This is a genomic window from Salinicola halimionae (assembly GCF_003206065.1).
In the GTDB taxonomy this organism is placed as follows: Bacteria; Pseudomonadota; Gammaproteobacteria; order Pseudomonadales; family Halomonadaceae; genus Salinicola; species Salinicola halimionae.
In genome coordinates this window covers 143,550-160,020 of the sequence record NZ_PZJQ01000004.1, presented here as the reverse complement: position 1 = coordinate 160,020, position 16,471 = coordinate 143,550, and the positions used below count along the sequence as shown (strand labels likewise).

Annotated in this window: 11 protein-coding genes and 5 tRNA genes; 5 read left to right on the top strand and 11 right to left on the bottom strand. The window is 60.5% G+C overall.

Going from position 1 to position 16,471, the window contains the following annotated elements:
• Nucleotides 1–301: 301 nt before the first annotated feature.
• The 8 genes from DOM27_RS06670 to DOM27_RS18265 all read right to left on the bottom strand — a co-directional run bounded on the left by DOM27_RS06670 (nt 302) and on the right by DOM27_RS18265 (nt 4,072).
• Nucleotides 302–2,314, bottom strand: coding sequence for an NADPH-dependent 2,4-dienoyl-CoA reductase (locus DOM27_RS06670; protein WP_110655281.1), 2,013 nt, complete (start codon nt 2,312–2,314; stop codon nt 302–304).
• Between the two features lie 310 nt (nt 2,315–2,624).
• Nucleotides 2,625–2,701, bottom strand: a tRNA-Asp gene (locus DOM27_RS06665).
• Between the two features lie 4 nt (nt 2,702–2,705).
• Nucleotides 2,706–2,782 (bottom strand) — tRNA-Val (locus DOM27_RS06660).
• A 46-nt stretch (nt 2,783–2,828) separates the two neighbouring features.
• Nucleotides 2,829–2,905, bottom strand: a tRNA-Asp gene (locus DOM27_RS06655).
• A 127-nt stretch (nt 2,906–3,032) separates the two neighbouring features.
• A tRNA-Asp gene (locus DOM27_RS06650) sits at nt 3,033–3,109 on the bottom strand.
• 84 nt (nt 3,110–3,193) lie between these two features.
• Nucleotides 3,194–3,269 (bottom strand) — tRNA-Val (locus tag DOM27_RS06645).
• A 77-nt stretch (nt 3,270–3,346) separates the two neighbouring features.
• Nucleotides 3,347–3,820, bottom strand: coding sequence for an alpha/beta family hydrolase (locus tag DOM27_RS06640; RefSeq protein ID WP_157956728.1), 474 nt, complete (start codon nt 3,818–3,820; stop codon nt 3,347–3,349).
• Nucleotides 3,821–3,829: 9 nt separating this feature from the next.
• Nucleotides 3,830–4,072 (bottom strand): alpha/beta family hydrolase, encoded by a 243-nt coding sequence (locus DOM27_RS18265; RefSeq protein ID WP_110655279.1) that lies wholly within the window; start codon nt 4,070–4,072, stop codon nt 3,830–3,832.
• Nucleotides 4,073–4,259: 187 nt separating this feature from the next.
• Here DOM27_RS18265 and hpxO point away from each other — a divergent pair, with 187 nt between their 5' ends.
• On the top strand, nt 4,260–5,432 hold the full coding sequence (gene hpxO, locus DOM27_RS06630; RefSeq protein WP_110656367.1) for an FAD-dependent urate hydroxylase HpxO: 1,173 nt from the start codon (nt 4,260–4,262) through the stop codon (nt 5,430–5,432).
• Nucleotides 5,433–5,525: 93 nt separating this feature from the next.
• Here the strand turns inward: hpxO and ttcA are convergent, their stop codons facing one another.
• The 3 genes from ttcA to DOM27_RS06615 form a co-directional block, all read right to left on the bottom strand.
• A complete protein-coding gene (ttcA, locus tag DOM27_RS06625) occupies nt 5,526–6,380 on the bottom strand; it encodes a tRNA 2-thiocytidine(32) synthetase TtcA (protein WP_110655278.1) in 855 nt (284 codons plus the stop codon).
• A gap of 87 nt (nt 6,381–6,467) precedes the next feature.
• The gene (locus DOM27_RS06620; RefSeq protein ID WP_110655277.1) at nt 6,468–7,085 is read right to left on the bottom strand and encodes a 3'-5' exonuclease; all 618 of its coding nucleotides are present in this window, start codon (nt 7,083–7,085) and stop codon (nt 6,468–6,470) included.
• 11 nt (nt 7,086–7,096) lie between these two features.
• Complete coding sequence (locus tag DOM27_RS06615; RefSeq protein ID WP_110656366.1) at nt 7,097–8,914, bottom strand: DUF294 nucleotidyltransferase-like domain-containing protein; 1,818 nt, start codon at nt 8,912–8,914, stop codon at nt 7,097–7,099.
• Nucleotides 8,915–9,614: 700 nt separating this feature from the next.
• Between DOM27_RS06615 and DOM27_RS06610 the strand changes: the two genes are divergently transcribed.
• From DOM27_RS06610 to DOM27_RS06595, 4 genes are all read left to right on the top strand, one after another.
• Nucleotides 9,615–9,875 (top strand): DUF4212 domain-containing protein, encoded by a 261-nt coding sequence (locus DOM27_RS06610; protein ID WP_110655276.1) that lies wholly within the window; start codon nt 9,615–9,617, stop codon nt 9,873–9,875.
• Nucleotides 9,876–9,881: 6 nt separating this feature from the next.
• Nucleotides 9,882–11,663: a sodium:solute symporter family protein gene (locus tag DOM27_RS06605; protein ID WP_110655275.1), complete on the top strand. Its 1,782-nt coding sequence runs from the start codon at nt 9,882–9,884 to the stop codon at nt 11,661–11,663.
• 92 nt (nt 11,664–11,755) lie between these two features.
• The gene (locus tag DOM27_RS06600) at nt 11,756–12,271 is read left to right on the top strand and encodes a hypothetical protein (RefSeq protein ID WP_110655274.1); all 516 of its coding nucleotides are present in this window, start codon (nt 11,756–11,758) and stop codon (nt 12,269–12,271) included.
• A gap of 96 nt (nt 12,272–12,367) precedes the next feature.
• Entirely contained in the window at nt 12,368–16,336 is a 3,969-nt protein-coding gene (locus tag DOM27_RS06595; protein WP_110655273.1) for a hybrid sensor histidine kinase/response regulator, read from the top strand.
• Nucleotides 16,337–16,471: the final 135 nt, after the last annotated feature.

Below are 16,471 nucleotides of genomic sequence, written 5' to 3'. Positions count from 1 at the left end.
TGGGGGTCCTTGTACGATCCCTCCACGGAGAAAAGCGATCCAGAAACCGTGACGGTAATGAGAATCGCGTTTTCTGAGGGTCAGGCATGGGGTCGCAATGCGTCGCGGCCTGAATAACAAGAAGCGCGAACCCGGGAAGCGACGGGGTACCCGTCACACGGCTCGCGCTCACTGGTGAACCCTTAGTCTAACACCTGTCCTCGAGCCTCGGCAGCGCCGGGGCACTTCCCACTCACGCTGCCTCAACGCAGTCGAGTCGAAAGAGGGATCTCCGCACGGTCTGGGCTAGCGCTCGCGACCGTTACAGCAACGCCGCCAGGCGCGTGCCTTGATCGATGGCACGCTTGGCATCGAGCTCTGCCGCCACATCCGCCCCGCCGATCCGATGCACGCGCCTATTTGACGCCACCAGCGCGTCATAAAGCGCACTCTGCGACTCCTGACCCGCACACACGACGATCGTGTCGACGGACAGGACGCGCGATTCGCCGTCGACGTCAAAATGCAGTCCCTCGGCATCGATACGGCGGTAGGTACAACCCGATAACGTCTCGACCCGACGCGCCCGCAACGCCGCCCGATGAACCCAACCGGTGGTCACGCCGAGCCCCGCGCCTGGCTTGTCGGTCTTGCGCTGCAACAGCGTGATCCGCCGTGACACGGCGGGCAGGACTCGCGGCTTCAGCCCCCCGGCATTCTCGACACTCATATCGACACCCCACTCGTCGCACCAGCGCTCGATGTCCAGTGCCGGCTGCTCGACATGCGAGAGCAGTTCCGCGACGTCGAAGCCGATACCTCCCGCTCCGATGATCGCGACACGACGCCCTACCCGCTCGGGGTGTTGAATCGCCATCGGGTAGGAGATCACGCTGGAATGCTCGATCCCTTCGATGTCGAGGGTGCGCGGTCGGACACCGGTGGCAACGATGATTTCGTCGAAATCCTTCAACCGATCGATATTGGCCTCGGTATCGAGACGCGACTCCACGCCATGGCGTGCCAACTGGGTCGTGAAGTAGCGTAGCGTCTCGGAGAACTCCTCCTTGCCGGGTATGCGCTGTGCCAACCGGAACTGGCCGCCGATCTTTGAATCACGCTCGAAGAGCGTCACCCGATGCCCCCGCTCGGCGCAGGCAATGGCCGCGGCCAACCCAGCCGGACCGGCGCCCACAACCGCGATCCGTTTGGGGAAGTCGGTCGGGGTCAGCGTCAATTCCGTCTCGTGACAGGCGCGCGGGTTGACAAGACACGAAGTCAGCTTGCCCTTGAAGGTGTGATCGAGGCAGGCCTGATTGCAGGCGATACAGGTATTGATCTCGTCGACGCGGCCCTGCTCGGCCTTGGCAATCCAAGCTGGATCCGCCAGAAAGGGGCGCGCCATCGATATCAGGTCGGCATATCCCTCGGCCAGCACGGCTTCGGCGACGGCGGGCATGTTGATCCGGTTGGTCGCGATCAGCGGGATCGAGATGGCCTCGCGGACTGCACGACTGGCGGCCACGAAGGCGGCGCGCGGCACGCTGGTGACGATGGTCGGCACACGCGCTTCGTGCCAACCGATGCCGCTGTTGATCACGTCCGCCCCGGCATGCTCGATCGCCTGCGCCAGCGCCACGATCTCGTCCCGGGTGCTGCCCTCTTCCACCAGGTCGATCATCGACAGCCGAAAGATCAGCAGAAAGTCCGGATCGCAACGTTCCCTGACGCGGCGCACAACCTCGACCGCGAAGCGCTGCCGACGCTGGCTGTCGCCGCCCCAGGCGTCGTCACGATGGTTGGTACGCCGACACAGAAACTGATTGATCAGGTAACCTTCCGATCCCATGATCTCGACGCCGTCATACCCGGCACGCTGGGCGAGCCGGGCGCAACGCACGAAATCCTCGACCTGCTGTTCGACATCGGCTTCACTCAGCGCACGCGGGGTAAACCGACTGATGGGGGCGGCGATCGCCGAGGGCGCAACCAGATCCGGTGAGTAGGCGTAGCGGCCCGCGTGCAGAATCTGCAGGCAGATGTGAGCACCGTGCGCATGCACCGCTTCCACGACGGGACGATGCTGCTCGGCCTCGACGGCCTCGGTCAGCTTGGCGGCTCCCTGGAACACCGCGCCTTCCGCATTGGGTGCAATCCCGCCGGTGACGATCAGGCTGACGCCGTGACGCGCCCGTGCCGCATAGAACGCTGCCAGCCGCCCGAAGCCATTCGGCGCTTCCTCCAGATTGGTATGCATCGACCCCATGACTGCACGATTACGCAGCGTCAGCGAGCCAACTTGGAGGGGACGAAAGAGATGGGGAAAACGCGTCACTTATTGGCTCCACTCATGTCCAGGCGCACGCCGCAGGCAGCGGCTTTCAAACGCGCGTATGAACGGCAGTGTAACGGAAACCTCGACGAGGACCATTCCACCAAAGCGGTACCATTGTACGAAGATTATCTATGCTGACAGTTGGACGATACGGACAGCTAGACGCGATGCGGACAGCTAGATCAAGCCGACACAGCGGGAAAAAAAGCAGGATAAGGAGGATTGCCGTACTGAAGTGCCAGAATCCGCGATTTGTTCGCGGCAGCACATGGCAAAAACAAGAGATGAAAGTTGAATCAGAAGACGTTATTGGCGGACCGGACGAGACTCGAACTCGCGACCTCCGGCGTGACAGGCCGGCATTCTAACCAACTGAACTACCGGTCCGCTATGGTGGGTGGTACGGGACTCGAACCTGTGACCCCCAGCATGTGAAGCTGGTGCTCTAACCAACTGAGCTAACCACCCAAACGTCAAACAAACTCAATACAACCAATGATACCAGTGCGAAGCGTGGCGGACCGGACGAGACTCGAACTCGCGACCTCCGGCGTGACAGGCCGGCATTCTAACCAACTGAACTACCGGTCCACTCTATGCATCGAGAGCTTGAGTCAAAACGCAGACCCACGATACTGACTACGCAACTAGCAAAACCTACTATGCAACTCGCAAACGACACCGTAAGTCTTGTAAGACATACTCATGTCGGTGGAAATGGCGGACCGGACGAGACTCGAACTCGCGACCTCCGGCGTGACAGGCCGGCATTCTAACCAACTGAACTACCGGTCCGCATTTTCCAACTGCTTTTCTTGCAACCGCTTGCCTAGCTATCACGGCTTGCAACACGTGAACCCAGGCACTGCGAAAACGCAGTGGTGGGTGGTACAGGGTTCGAACCTGTGACCCCCAGCTTGTAAGGCTGGTGCTCTCCCAGCTGAGCTAACCACCCGTGGTCACGTGGCGCTGCATTCTACCTGTGACCGGTTCAAAGTCAACAGCTTTTCGCGCCGCTTTTCTCTATCCGGATCATTCACTTGCGCCCAGCCGCCGTGCCACGCGGCCAACAGCTTCATCGATCAATGTCGACTGTGTCTGCGCATGACGTTTGAGGGTCTGCCAATCGTGGTCTCCCCCCTCCAGGAAGTGGCATTCGACCTGGGCCGGAAAATCATAACCTTCGACCTCGTCACGTCGCCCGAACGGATCGCGCGTCCCCTGGAACAGCAGCATTGGACAGGCAATCTGCGGCCAGTGATCGAGCCGTAACAGCTCCGGCTTTCTAGGAGGATGAAACGGATAGCCGCATAGCACCAAGCCCGCAATGTCGATACGCGTCGCCAGCAGGCTCGCAACTCTTCCGCCCATCGACTTGCCACCGAACCAGAGCGGCGTATCGCTATCGAGCGTCCTGATAGCCCGATGCCATTCGCCAAGTTCCGCGACCAGCGTCTCGATTCTGGGCGGGGGGCGGCGCCTGCCCTCTCGGCGCATGGTAGTCATGTAGCCGAACTACACTGCGACGATCTGAATACCGCACGCGGCCAGCCGCTGACGCAATTGGCTCAAGAATTCGGAGTCGTGTCCGGCGCCCGCGCCATGACACAGGATCAGACGCCCAGACATCGCCACGCCCTCGACGATAAATCCGCCCAGCGCGGTTTCATGACGTGAGCCATCGCCTGCATCCAGCGCCTTGCGCAAGGTTTCGCGATCCTGGATCTCGAGTGTCGGTGCTATCACCACCTTGGTCATCGTTTTGCCTTGTCGAAGAAACTTTGTCGAAAAAAAGACGACACCAACCTGGCATCGATCCCCGCGATGGCAGCACCGGCATTCCCAGCGAGTATCGTTTTTGCGTAGGATGACAAAACCTGATCGATCGGTCAGATTCGATCGAACCAACGATACGTTCTTCAACGACAACAACTCGGGACAATTCATGGCCTTGAACGTTCTCGTCATCGGTGCCGGCATGGGCGGGCTCACCGCTGCCCTGGCGCTGCAGCAATCGGGCCACCGGGTCGAGGTCGTCGACCGGGTCACCGAACTTCGCCCGGTGGGCGCCGCCCTTTCGGTCTGGTCCAACGGCGTCAAGGTGCTCAAGGCTCTCGGCGTGGGCGATGCCGTCGAGCAGGCCAGCGGACGCATGAGCGCCATGGCGTATATCTCCCGGCACGGCAAGCCGCTGACCCAGTTTAGTTTGCAGCCGCTTTACGACGAGGTCGGGCAGCGCGCCTGCCCCATAGCCCGAGCGACGCTTCAACAGCTGCTGCTGGACGCCGTGGGGCCCGAAAATGTCACACTCGGTCTGGCCTGTACCGATTACCGCTGCGACGATGACGGCGTGGAGGCAACTTTCGCCGAGGGTTCGATGCGCCGGGCCGACCTGATCGTGATTGCCGACGGCACTCACTCGATGCTACGCGAACGAGCGCTGGGTCATCCCGTCGAACGCCGCTACTGCGGCTACGTCAACTGGAACGTGCGCGTCGCCGCGTCGCCGGATCTAGCGCCACTCGACCAGTGGGCCCAGTACGTCGGCGACCATCAGCGTGTGTCGATGATGCCGATGAGTGGTGATGCTGACACACCCGAATTCTACTGCTTCTTCGACGTGCCGCTCCCGGCTGGGTCGACCAACGTCGCCTCTCGCTACCGAGAAGAGCTCTCCGAGCACTTTGCGGGCTGGGCGGAACCCGTTCAAAAGCTGTTGGAACGTTTCGATCCCGATGCCATGGCCCGCGTCGAGATCCATGACATCGAACCACTGGAAACGCTGGTCGGCGAACGCGCTGCGATTCTCGGCGATGCCGCCCACGGCATGGCGCCGGACCTGGGTCAGGGTGGCTGTCAGGCGATGGAAGATGCCTGGGTGCTGGCTCGGATGCTGGACAATGCCGAGGGCGACATTGCCGCGGCACTCAAGGCCTACGACGAGGCGCGCGTCGAGCGGGTCGGCCAGATCATCACCCGGGCTCGTCAGCGCGCGGAGACGACCCACGGCGCTGACCCGGTCGCCACGCAAGCATGGTATGCCGAACTTGCCGAGGAAGACGGCACCCATATCATGAGCGGCATGAGCAAGACCATTCTGGGCGGCCCGCTAGCCTAGGCAGGGTCTAAAAATGTATCTTCCCGACGCCAAAAACCCGCTGAAGATCACCTCCGGCGGGCCTATCACCTCGTATCACGACTCTGTATTCGTTCAGGCTTCGCGAGCGAGCAAATCGAGGGTGTCGATGCGCGTCTCCTGCCGCTGGCGCTGCTTGGCTTCCAGCCCCTCGAAATCGAACAGATTGCGATCCGCGAGCTGCGACGGGGCGACGTTGGTTACCGCCTTGAACATCGTCTCGAGCCGCCCTGGATGCTTGACCTCCCACTCCGCCAGCATCTCCTTGACCACCTGTCGCTGCATGTTGGGCTGCGAGCCGCACAGATTGCAGGGGATGATCGGAAACGCCATTTGTCGCGAAAATTCGGCGATATCGGCCTCACGACAGTAGGCCAACGGCCGAATGACGATGTTCTTGCCATCGTCCGACAACAGCTTGGGCGGCATCGACTTGAGCGAACCACCGAAGAACATGTTGAGAAACAGCGTCTCGAGAATGTCTTCGCGATGGTGCCCAAGCGCCACCTTGGTCGCCCCGATCTCTTCGGCGAAACCATAGAGCGAGCCGCGACGCAGACGCGAGCAAAGCGCACAGGTCGTCTTGCCCTCCGGGGTTTTCTCCTTGACCACCGAATAGGTATCGCGCTCGAGGATATGATAACTCACCCCCCTGGCATCGAGATATTCGGGTAGCACGTGCTCGGGGAAGCCTGGCTGCTTCTGATCGAGATTGACCGCAACCAGCTCGAAATCGACCGGCGCGTTACGCTGCAGATTCATCAGAATCTCCAGCATGGTGTAGGAGTCCTTGCCGCCGGAAAGGCAGACCATCACCTTGTCGCCTTCATGGATCATCCCGTAGTCGATGATCGCGTTGCCGACCTGGCGGCGAAGGCGCTTCTGCAGCTTGTTGAACTCGTATTTCTGGGTACCGGTAGATGCTTGCATGGATCGAATGACACGCAGGGATATGGAGGCGCGCTCATGCTATCACTGCACCCGGTGACTTGCGATGCCGAGCCCGACGACAGGCTCCTAACTCGGCACCAGCGCCCCCTTCTTCAGACGGATGTACATCAGGGCCGTGGTCACTGCATCGCCAAGCGCGGTGTGGCGACCGATCACCGGCACCTTGAGCGCCTCAGCCACTGCTTCGAAGTTCACCGTCGGCTCCAGTTGCGGCCGCGTCCGGTGCATCTCGCGCAGATAGACCTGGGCCATATCGAGACATAGGTTGGGCAGGCCGAAACCGAACAGCGGCCGCAGATGGCGGTCGATCACCGCCAGGTCGTATTCGATGCACCAGCCGAGCAGCGGGCGGTTGCCGATGAAGTCGAGGAACTTTTCCAGCGCTTCGTCCAGCGTTTCGCCATCGCTCAGATCGATGCCGCGCATACGATGGATCTTGATGGAATCACCGCGCAGGCTGGCCGGCGGCTGAAGGCGCAGGTCCAGCGAGCCGCTGGTCAGCACCCGCTCGCCCTTGATGCGGACTGCGGCGATCGAGACCAGTTCGGCGGTCCTGGTGTCGAGACCGGTGGTCTCGCAGTCGATGGCCACCATTTCGTCACCGGCGTAGGACCTGAACAGCCCGCCATAGCGGCCATCGGCCTGGCGGCGGCGATCGGCCGCGCGGCGTAATGAACGTATCATCGTAGCCCTCGTCAGTATTCGAGATGGAAACGGTGCGTCAGGCGTTGCTGGAAATCCTTGACGATATGCAGCGCTTCGCGCAGCAGGTCGCGCTCCAGCGATGACAGATTCTGAACCATGACCAGATTGGGTTCGTCGCTGTTCTCCCGTCCGCCGAGTTGCGCCAGCTGTTGCCTGAGGCGCAGTTCGGTGAACAGCGTCAGCGCCTCGCCGAGATCCGCGGCAAAGTCCGCTTCCAGCCGCCCTTGTCCGGCAAGTACCTCCAGCCGGGCCAGGGTCGATGTCGCCGTGACGCGGCATTCCAGCGCCAAGGTACGCACCCCGTGGACGATCGGAAAGATGCCACCCTTCTTGATGTCGATGCCGTGCCTGGGTCTCTTGAGCGTGCCGAAAAGAGTCAGCGGCGCATTGAAATGCAGCGCGGCCCGAGCAAAGTAGGAAAGCAGCAATTCATCGTGCGAGCAGCTCGCCAGCAGATGCTCGCGCAGGCGCTCCAGCAAACGGGTATCGCCGGCCACACCGGACGCATCGAGCATGATGGCCAGATTCATCAGCGAAGCGCCGTCACGCCGCTCGGCCCAGTGCGAGATCGTCCGCCGCCAGCCTGACTCGCTGTTCACCCAGGCCGGGTTGGAGACCATGATATTACCCGGGCATGGCGGATAACCCAGCGTGTAGAGCGTTTCGGTCAATCGCTGCATGGCGACGGCGCACTCCGCCCAATCGGCGTCATCGGCCACGATCAGCGCGTTGTCCTGATCGGTCTTGAGAATCTGCTCGCCACGCCCTTCACTGCCCATTACCAATAGACAGCTCTGAGTGCGATAGCGAGGCTCGATGAGAAACTGGAAGGCCTTGTTGACGATGCGTCCGTTGAGCGCTGCCAGCAGGTCCATGACGAAGCGAAGCTTGATCCCTTGGGACATCAGCGTCTGAACCATCCCCGGTAGCCGCGCGCTGGCGCGAGCCAGAGCCTCGAGATCGTCAGCCTTCTCAAGCTCGAGACTGACCATGTAGGAGCGGCTCGAGAAATAGCTGAGCACATCGGTCAGCTCGACCACGCCTACCGGCCGACCCCGTTCGACCACCACCACTCTGGCCACCTCATGACGGGTCATTTGTACCAGCGCTTCGAACAGATACTGATCGGGGCCGGCAGAAACCAGTTCGAAGTGGGCGATGGCGAAGACCGGACGCTCCTGCGTCGCGCCTTCCATCACCAACGCATTGAGCAAATCGGTCTTGGTGACTACACCGAAGCGACCGGCCTTGCCGACCAGCAGGCTATCAGCATGGTTCTCGTTGAGCTGGGCGACCGCCGCGGCGATACTGGTGGTCGCATCGACGATCAGCGGCGCCCGCATGCAATCGCTGATTCTTGCGAGCATGAAGCCCGCCATATTCACACCGCTTTCGACGCGACGCTCGGCTAACAATCGGGTCTTTTGCGCCAGCCCGCGACGGAAAAATTCGGCAAAAGTCGGGTAATCGCCGCATAGGCGCTCGAAAAGTGCTTTCGGCATCACGTAGCAGAGGCTTTCCTGTTCTGCCTGGAAGCGATAGCGACTGGTGCCGTTGAGGATACTGATAGCCCCGAACAGGTCGCCGGCAGTGTAATGGGCAATGCGCGACTGTCTATCCGGCGCATGAGGGTCGAGCTCCGCGACTTCGCCCTTGTGGATGATGTACACGCACTCGCCTGACTGGCCGGCTTCGAGAATGACCTCGCCGCTATCGAAATAGATCAGGTCGACGCCACGAAGCACGCGCTTTCGCCCGCTATCGTCGAGCAGCGTAAAAGGTGGCTGAGAAAGGTCGATGTCGACCATCATGCGGCCCCGACCATGGCGGCGACGGTCTGCTCTAAATACCGTATCGTTTCAGTCACGTGAGCTTACCCTTGAAAAGGCTCCATCGAGTCGAAGTCCAGGCGAAAGTTAAATATCGATGATGCTTTGCAGACTCATTTCCCGTAACCCTCACATTATGTCTTGTATGCCACGCCGATACCGTTTAATGATAATTACCATTTGGGGATTAGCCCAACCAATCGCCACTTGACGACGAAAATTAGACCATCGGCCTATAACTCCAGACTGAGCTCATCACCCTCTTCTATTTCCACCGAGACTATCGTCTTGTAAAAGCTGAGGTGCATTCGCAAACACTTCCTCCAACTCACGACCAACTAATTGTATATAAACAAATAATAGCGAATTTTTTTCTAGCGATACTAAGGTAGGGTCTTTAACTTCTTGTTTTCGTTGTCCAATATTGCTATTGAGTTACACAGAGCAATCGCATGTCGGTAAATGCCTCTCGTCAACGAGTCATGCGCGAAGGAAGGACGACTTTAGTCGCTATGCCATGAGTGATCGAAAAGCACTAATCGGTCGAACCATTCCCGCGCGTCATTCGCACGCACATGAACCGTTCATGATTAATACAGCTGTAGAGGAGCGGTTGCCCTACCGGGTACGCATAACCTAAGAGCCACTTCCCACCTCGAATGACGCGGAGAACGATAATATGGCAGATGACAACTCCAACGCTGCTGCCTATTGGAAGGCGAATCTTCGCCTGATAACCGGCTGCCTGATCGTCTGGGCGCTGGTGTCCTATGGCTGCGCCATCCTGTTGCGCCCCCTGCTCGCCGGTATATCCGTCGGCGGTACCGACCTGGGTTTCTGGTTCGCTCAACAGGGATCCATTCTGATCTTCATCGGCCTGATCTTCTTCTATGCCTGGAAGATGAACCGACTGGACAAAAAATTCGGTCTTGGGGAGTAAGCCTGCATGAGTCAATTTGCGATCAACTTTCTCTTTGTAGGGGGCTCTTTCGCCATCTACATTGGCATAGCGATCTGGGCCAAGGCCGGTACGACCAAGGACTTCTACGTTGCAGGCGGCGGGGTGCACCCGATCACCAACGGCATGGCGATCGGCGCCGACTGGATGTCCGCCGCCTCGTTCATTTCCATGGCGGGCATCATCGCCTCGGCAGGCTATGGTGCTTCCACCTTTCTGATGGGCTGGACCGGTGGCTATGTCCTGCTGGCACTGCTGCTGGCACCGTACCTGCGCAAGTTCGGCAAGTTTACCGTCCCCGAGTTCATCGGCGACCGCTTCTACAGCAAATCGGCGCGCATGGTAGCGGTGGTCTGCCTGATCGTGGCCTCGCTCACCTACGTCATCGGACAGATGGCCGGTGCCGGCGTGGCCTTCTCGCGCTTTCTGGAAGTCGACGCGACCACCGGTCTGATCATCGCCGCAGTGGTGGTGTTCTTCTATTCGGTTCTGGGAGGCATGAAGGGCATTACCTATACCCAGGTGGCTCAATACATCGTGCTGATCGTCGCCTACACCATCCCGGCGGTGTTCATTTCGCTGGAACTGACCGACAACCCGATACCGCCACTCGGGCTATTTTCCGATCACAGCGCCTCCGGCGAGCCTCTGCTGTCCAAGCTCAACGAGGTCGTTACCGCGCTGGGCTTCAATGAATACACGGCGATGGTCGACAACAAGTTGAACATGGTGCTGTTCACGCTCTCGCTGATGATCGGTACCGCGGGGTTGCCGCACGTCATCATGCGCTTTTTCACCGTTCCCAAGGTTGCCGACGCACGCTGGTCCGCCGGCTGGGCGCTGGTATTCATTGGCCTGCTCTACCTGACGGCGCCGGCCGTGGCCTCGATGGCCCGCCTCAACCTGGTGACCACCATCTATCCGGACATGGCCGCTCAGGTCGAGAACTACGAGGACGCCGCTGCCAATCCTATTGCTTATGCAGACCGTCCCGACTGGATTCGTACCTGGGAGGAAACCGGGCTGATCACCTTCGAGGACAAGAATAACGACGGCAAAATTCAACTCTACAACAACGCCGCCGACTTCTCCGACCGCGGTTGGCAAGGCAACGAGCTGGAGGTCAGCAACGATATCCTGGTGTTGGCCAACCCCGAAATCGCGAACTTACCCGGCTGGGTGGTCGGCCTGATTGCAGCGGGCGGCCTGGCGGCAGCGCTGTCCACTGCGGCAGGCCTGTTACTGGCGATTTCCTCGGCGATCAGTCATGACCTGATCAAGGGAGCGATCAACCCCAAGATCACCGAGAAAGGTGAACTGCGGGCAGCGCGCATCTCGATGTCCGTGGCCATCGTCGTCGCGACCTACCTCGGCGTCAATCCGCCCGGATTCGCCGCTCAGGTCGTGGCGCTAGCCTTCGGTATCGCCGCCGCCTCGCTGTTTCCAGCGCTGATGATGGGGATCTTCTCCAAGCGTATCAACGATAAGGGAGCGATCGCCGGCATGGTGTCGGGTCTGATCTTCACCTTGGTGTACATCTTCGTATACAAAGGCTGGTTCTTCATTCCGGGGACCAACAATCTGCCGGATACCGATGCCAACTGGGTGCTGGGCATTTCGCCGCTATCCATCGGCGCCGTGGGCGCCATCCTCAACTTCGCTGTGGCCTATATGGTTTCCAGCGTCACCGAGGAGCCGCCGCAGGAGATCCAGGATCTGGTGGAGAGCGTACGCTATCCGAAGGGGGCTGGCACCGCGATCGATCACTAAGCGACAATGCCTCCCTGACGAGCCAGGCTAACTGGTTCCAATCGAATCGGGCTTCCCAGCGGGAAGCCCGATTCTTTGAGCAAGGACTCACTATGATATGGCATTTGGTCGCGGCAGCCTCCGCTAGCCTGGGGGCCGCCGGCGTAGCGCTGTTGCTGCGCATGCTCAGCGGCAAGCGCCTCCCACGCTGGATCATTCCGGTCTGCGCAGGCCTGGGGCTATTGGCCTACCAGATCAACTACGAATACGACTGGTATGGGAACAAGCGCCAGCAGCTGCCCGAATCAGCACAAGTGGTATCGACCGATGAAAGCCGGATGCTGTGGCGCCCATGGACTTACCTCTACCCACTGACCACGGCGTTCAGCGTCGTGGATCGGGACAACCTGGTGAAATCGCGAGCCGACGGCGAGCGACTCGTCGAGTTCATTCTCTATCGTTTCGAGATGCAGTATCGCGACGTGCTGACACACCAGGCTTACCTGATGAATTGCAGCGCCCGGGAAAGCGTCCCGCTCGTCGGCGACAGTCGCCAGCCCGACGTCGACCGCTTGCGTCATCTCGCAAGCGACGACCCACAACTCGAGACGGTATGTTCCGAGGGCTGACGCGGCACGCGTCACCATTGTCACAAAGCCCGGGATCGCGGCTGCCCTCATGGTCGGCATTGCCCTAGAATGGCCGCAGTTCAAGGGAGAGAATTCATGTTTCAAGGCGGGTTGTTGATCGTCGTGGCATTGCTCTACGTCGCCACGCTGTTCGCGGTTGCCTGGCGGGGAGACCGCCACGCCAGGCGTCACGGCCCGGCGAATCGTCGGCCCATCGTCTACAGTCTGGCGCTGGCGGTTTACTGCACGTCCTGGACCTTCTACGGCAGCGTCGGCCAAGCGGCGACATCGGGCTGGTCATTCGCCAGCATCTTCTTTGGCCCGGTACTGACGTTTCTGCTGTTCTGGCCAGTGATCACCAAGATGATCCGCGTCGCCAAACGCCAGAACGTCACCTCGATTGCCGACTTCATCGCCTCTCGCTACGGCAAGTCGCAGTCACTGGCCGCGTTTGCCAGCCTGATCGCGCTGATCGGAACACTGCCCTACATTGCCCTGCAGCTGAAAGCGGTTTCCACCGCATTCCAGGTGATGACCAGCGATGGAGAAGCGATCAAGGCCCCGATCGTCGACGACACCGCTTTCTACATCGCCATTTTCATGGCGGCCTTTGCGATCCTCTTCGGTACCCGAGATACCAACGCCACCGAACACCACGAGGGGTTGATTCAGGCGATCGCCTTCGAATCGGTGGTCAAGTTGCTGGTATTTCTGGTGCTAGGCGCCTACGTCACCTGGGGCATGTTCGATGGCCTGGGCGAACTTCTGACGCGTGCCGATACTTATCTGAAGTTGCAGCAGCAGCTGACCGAACAGAACTTCGATACCGGCTTCTGGACCCAGACACTACTCGCGATGCTGGCGGTCTTCTGCCTACCGCGCCAGTTCCATATCACGGTGGTAGAAAACACCCATGCCGATGACGCCAAACGGGCGCGCTGGCTATTTCCAATCTACCTGGTGGCGATCGGCTTCTTCGTTCTACCGTTGGCCGCAGCGGGGCTTACGCTGTTCCCCGGCGGCGACCTCTCGCCGGATAGCTACGTTCTCGCCCTGCCTATCGTCGCCAATCAACCTTGGCTTGCGATGATGACCTTCGTCGGCGGCCTGTCGGCGGCCACCGGCATGGTGATCATGGCCGTCGTCTCCAATGCCATCATGATCTCCAACGAGATCGTGCTGCCAGCACTGTTCCGGCTGCGCTGGTTCGAGCAGCAGCCACGGGACTACGGCCGAATGGTGCTGCGAGCCAGACGAATCACCATCGTCGTTATTCTCGCCCTCGCCTACCTGTTCTATCAGCTGGTGGCCGAATACAGCTCACTCGCCGCGACCGGCCTGCTATCGCTCTCCGCTGCGGCGCAATTCGCTCCGGCGGTGCTCGGGGGGCTTTACTGGAAACGGGGCAATCGTCTCGGCGTCGTCACCGGCCTCAACGTCGGCTTCGTGATCTGGGCCTATACCCTGCTGATGCCGGCATTGATCCAGGCCAATCTGCTACCGGAAGCGTGGCTGGTTGGTGGCCCTCTGGGGGTGACGTGGCTATCGCCGCTACACCTCTTTGGCCTCAACGTCACCGACAGTTTCGCCCACGGCGTCATGCTGTCGCTGGGCTTGAACCTGTTTTTCTATATCTTCATCTCGCAGCTGACCCCGCAACGCGTGGTCGATCGTATTCAGGCTTCGCTGTTCGTCGACAGCATCGAGACTCGCCAGACCACGGTCAATCGTCCCTGGACCGGCGCCACCACCGTCGGCGATCTCAAGGTGCTGTGCGAGCGCTTTCTGGGCAAGTCGCAGGTCGAGCGCGCCTTCGAGGACTACGCCGGGCGTACCGCCAAACCGATGGAGAACAACACCCGGGCATCGATCGACGTCATCCAGTTCACCGAACGCTTGCTGGCCTCGGTGCTCGGCGCTTCATCGTCACGCATCGTGGTCAACTCTGCGCTGCAGGGGCGCGGCATCGGTATCTCGGACGTCATCTCGATCGTCGACGAAGCATCGCAGGTGCTGGAGTTCAACCGCGCCCTGCTGCAGGCCACTATCGAGAACATCAATCAGGGCATCGGTGTGGTCGACCAGAACCTCAACCTGGTGGTCTGGAATCAGCGCTATCTGGAGATTTTCCGCTTTCCGGACAATCTGATTCGTGTCGGCACGCCGATGGAAAAAGTCTTCCGCTACAACGCCCACAATGGTGAATACGGGCCCGGCGATCCGGAAGAGCACGTCGAACAGCTGATCGACAATATCCGCAGCGGCAAGCCCCATCGCTATGAACGCTATCGACCCGACGGCAGCGTGCTCGAGGTGCTGGGTAATCCGATGCCGGGCGGCGGATTCGTCTACACCTACCAGGACATCACCCAGCAGAAGCGCACCGAAGAAGCGCTGATCCGCTCCGAGAGCAACATTCGCATTTACACCGATAACGTGCCGGCGCTGATCGCCTACTTCGACAAGGAGTGCCGTTACCTTTTCACCAACCGCGCCTACGAGGCGACGATGGGGATCGATCGCAATGCGGTGATCGGTGAGCGCGCGGAAAACGTGCTGCCGCCGCAGACCGCACGTCAGCGCATGCCCTGGATGCAGCGCGCGCTGACAGGCGAACGGGTTACCTTCGAGATCTCGCTGGACGACGGTGATGGCGGCATACGCTACATGCTGGTGACCTATACCCCGCATTTCGGCGAAGGCGGGCGCATTCTCGGTTTCTTCGCGCTCTATCAGGACATCACCGAGCGGCGCCTGGCCGAAATCGCGCTGCGCGAGACCAACGAAAATCTCGAGGAGCGCGTACGAGAGCGCACCCAGGCACTCTCCGAAGCCAACGCGGCCCTGCGCCAGGAGAACCGCGTGCGTGCCGAGGCCGAATTGGCCCTGCGACAGGCCAAGCAGACCGCCGAGGATGCCAACGCCTCGAAGACCCGCTTCCTGGCAGCGGCCAGCCACGATCTGCTGCAACCGCTGAACGCAGCGCGGCTTTTCACCTCGGCGCTCGGCCAGCAGATCGAGGATGTCGACCACAGCCGTACCATCGGCCATATCGACAATTCCCTGCAGGCCGCCGAGGAACTGCTGGGTACGCTGCTCGATATCTCCAAGCTCGATGCCGGCGCGCTGACACCTCGCCGCAGCCAGTTCCCGCTGGCGGATATCCTGCGTCCGCTGCGCGCGGAATTCGAGGTCATGGCGGATGATCGCGGTCTCGACCTGGAAGTGGTCACTACCAGCCTGTGGGTCGACAGCGATGCCCAGATGCTACGCCGGATCGTGCAGAACTTTCTTTCCAATGCGCTGCGCTACACCCAACAGGGTCGTGTCCTGCTCGGTTGTCGGCGTCATGCCGGATGCATGTTGATCGAAGTGTGGGATACCGGTCCGGGGATTCCGGAATCCAAGTTGAGCGAGATATTCCAGGAGTTTCGACGACTCGATCAGGCTTCGCGACACAAGGAGAGCGAACGCGGCCTGGGGCTGGGGCTGTCGATCGCCGAGCGCATGAGTCGGGTACTGGATCATCCAATCCGCGTCCGTTCTCAGGTTGGTGCAGGCACGGTGTTCTCGGTTTCCGTGCCGCTGGTGCCCGGCAGGCGCGGCGCCGCCAAACCGGAGGAGACGGCCTCCAGCAAACGGGTCAGCAACAAGCTGGGGGGCACGCGTATCCTATGCATCGACAACGAGCGCCTGATTCTCGAAGGGATGAAAGCGATGCTGGAAGGCTGGGATTGCGAAGTCTATACCGCCACCTCGATCGGCGGCGCCAAATCGGCGATCCGAAATATGGGTGGCGATCCGGACGCTATCCTGGCGGACTATCATCTCGACAACGAAGTCACCGGAATGATGGCGCTTGAAGCGCTGGAAGAGCTCTTTGAACAAGCGGTGCCGGGCATCGTGATCACTGCCGACCGTACCGAAGAGGTCGCCGAGGAAATCAAGCGCGGCGGTTATCAGATTCTGCTCAAGCCGGTGCGCCCTGCAGCCCTGCGCGCGCTGATGACCCGCACGCTGCAGGCGAGTCGCGCGGCGAGACTGTCGGGGGACGACGAATCCTGAGTAAGCGACTCATTTCGATCCCGCCACCCAGCGACGCCTATTCAGGCCGGCGCTGAGCGATGAATCGTTCAACCGGGGCTTGCGACATGGATGTCGCAAGAGGCGCGCTGGGCAGGATGCCCTTTTGCGCCGACC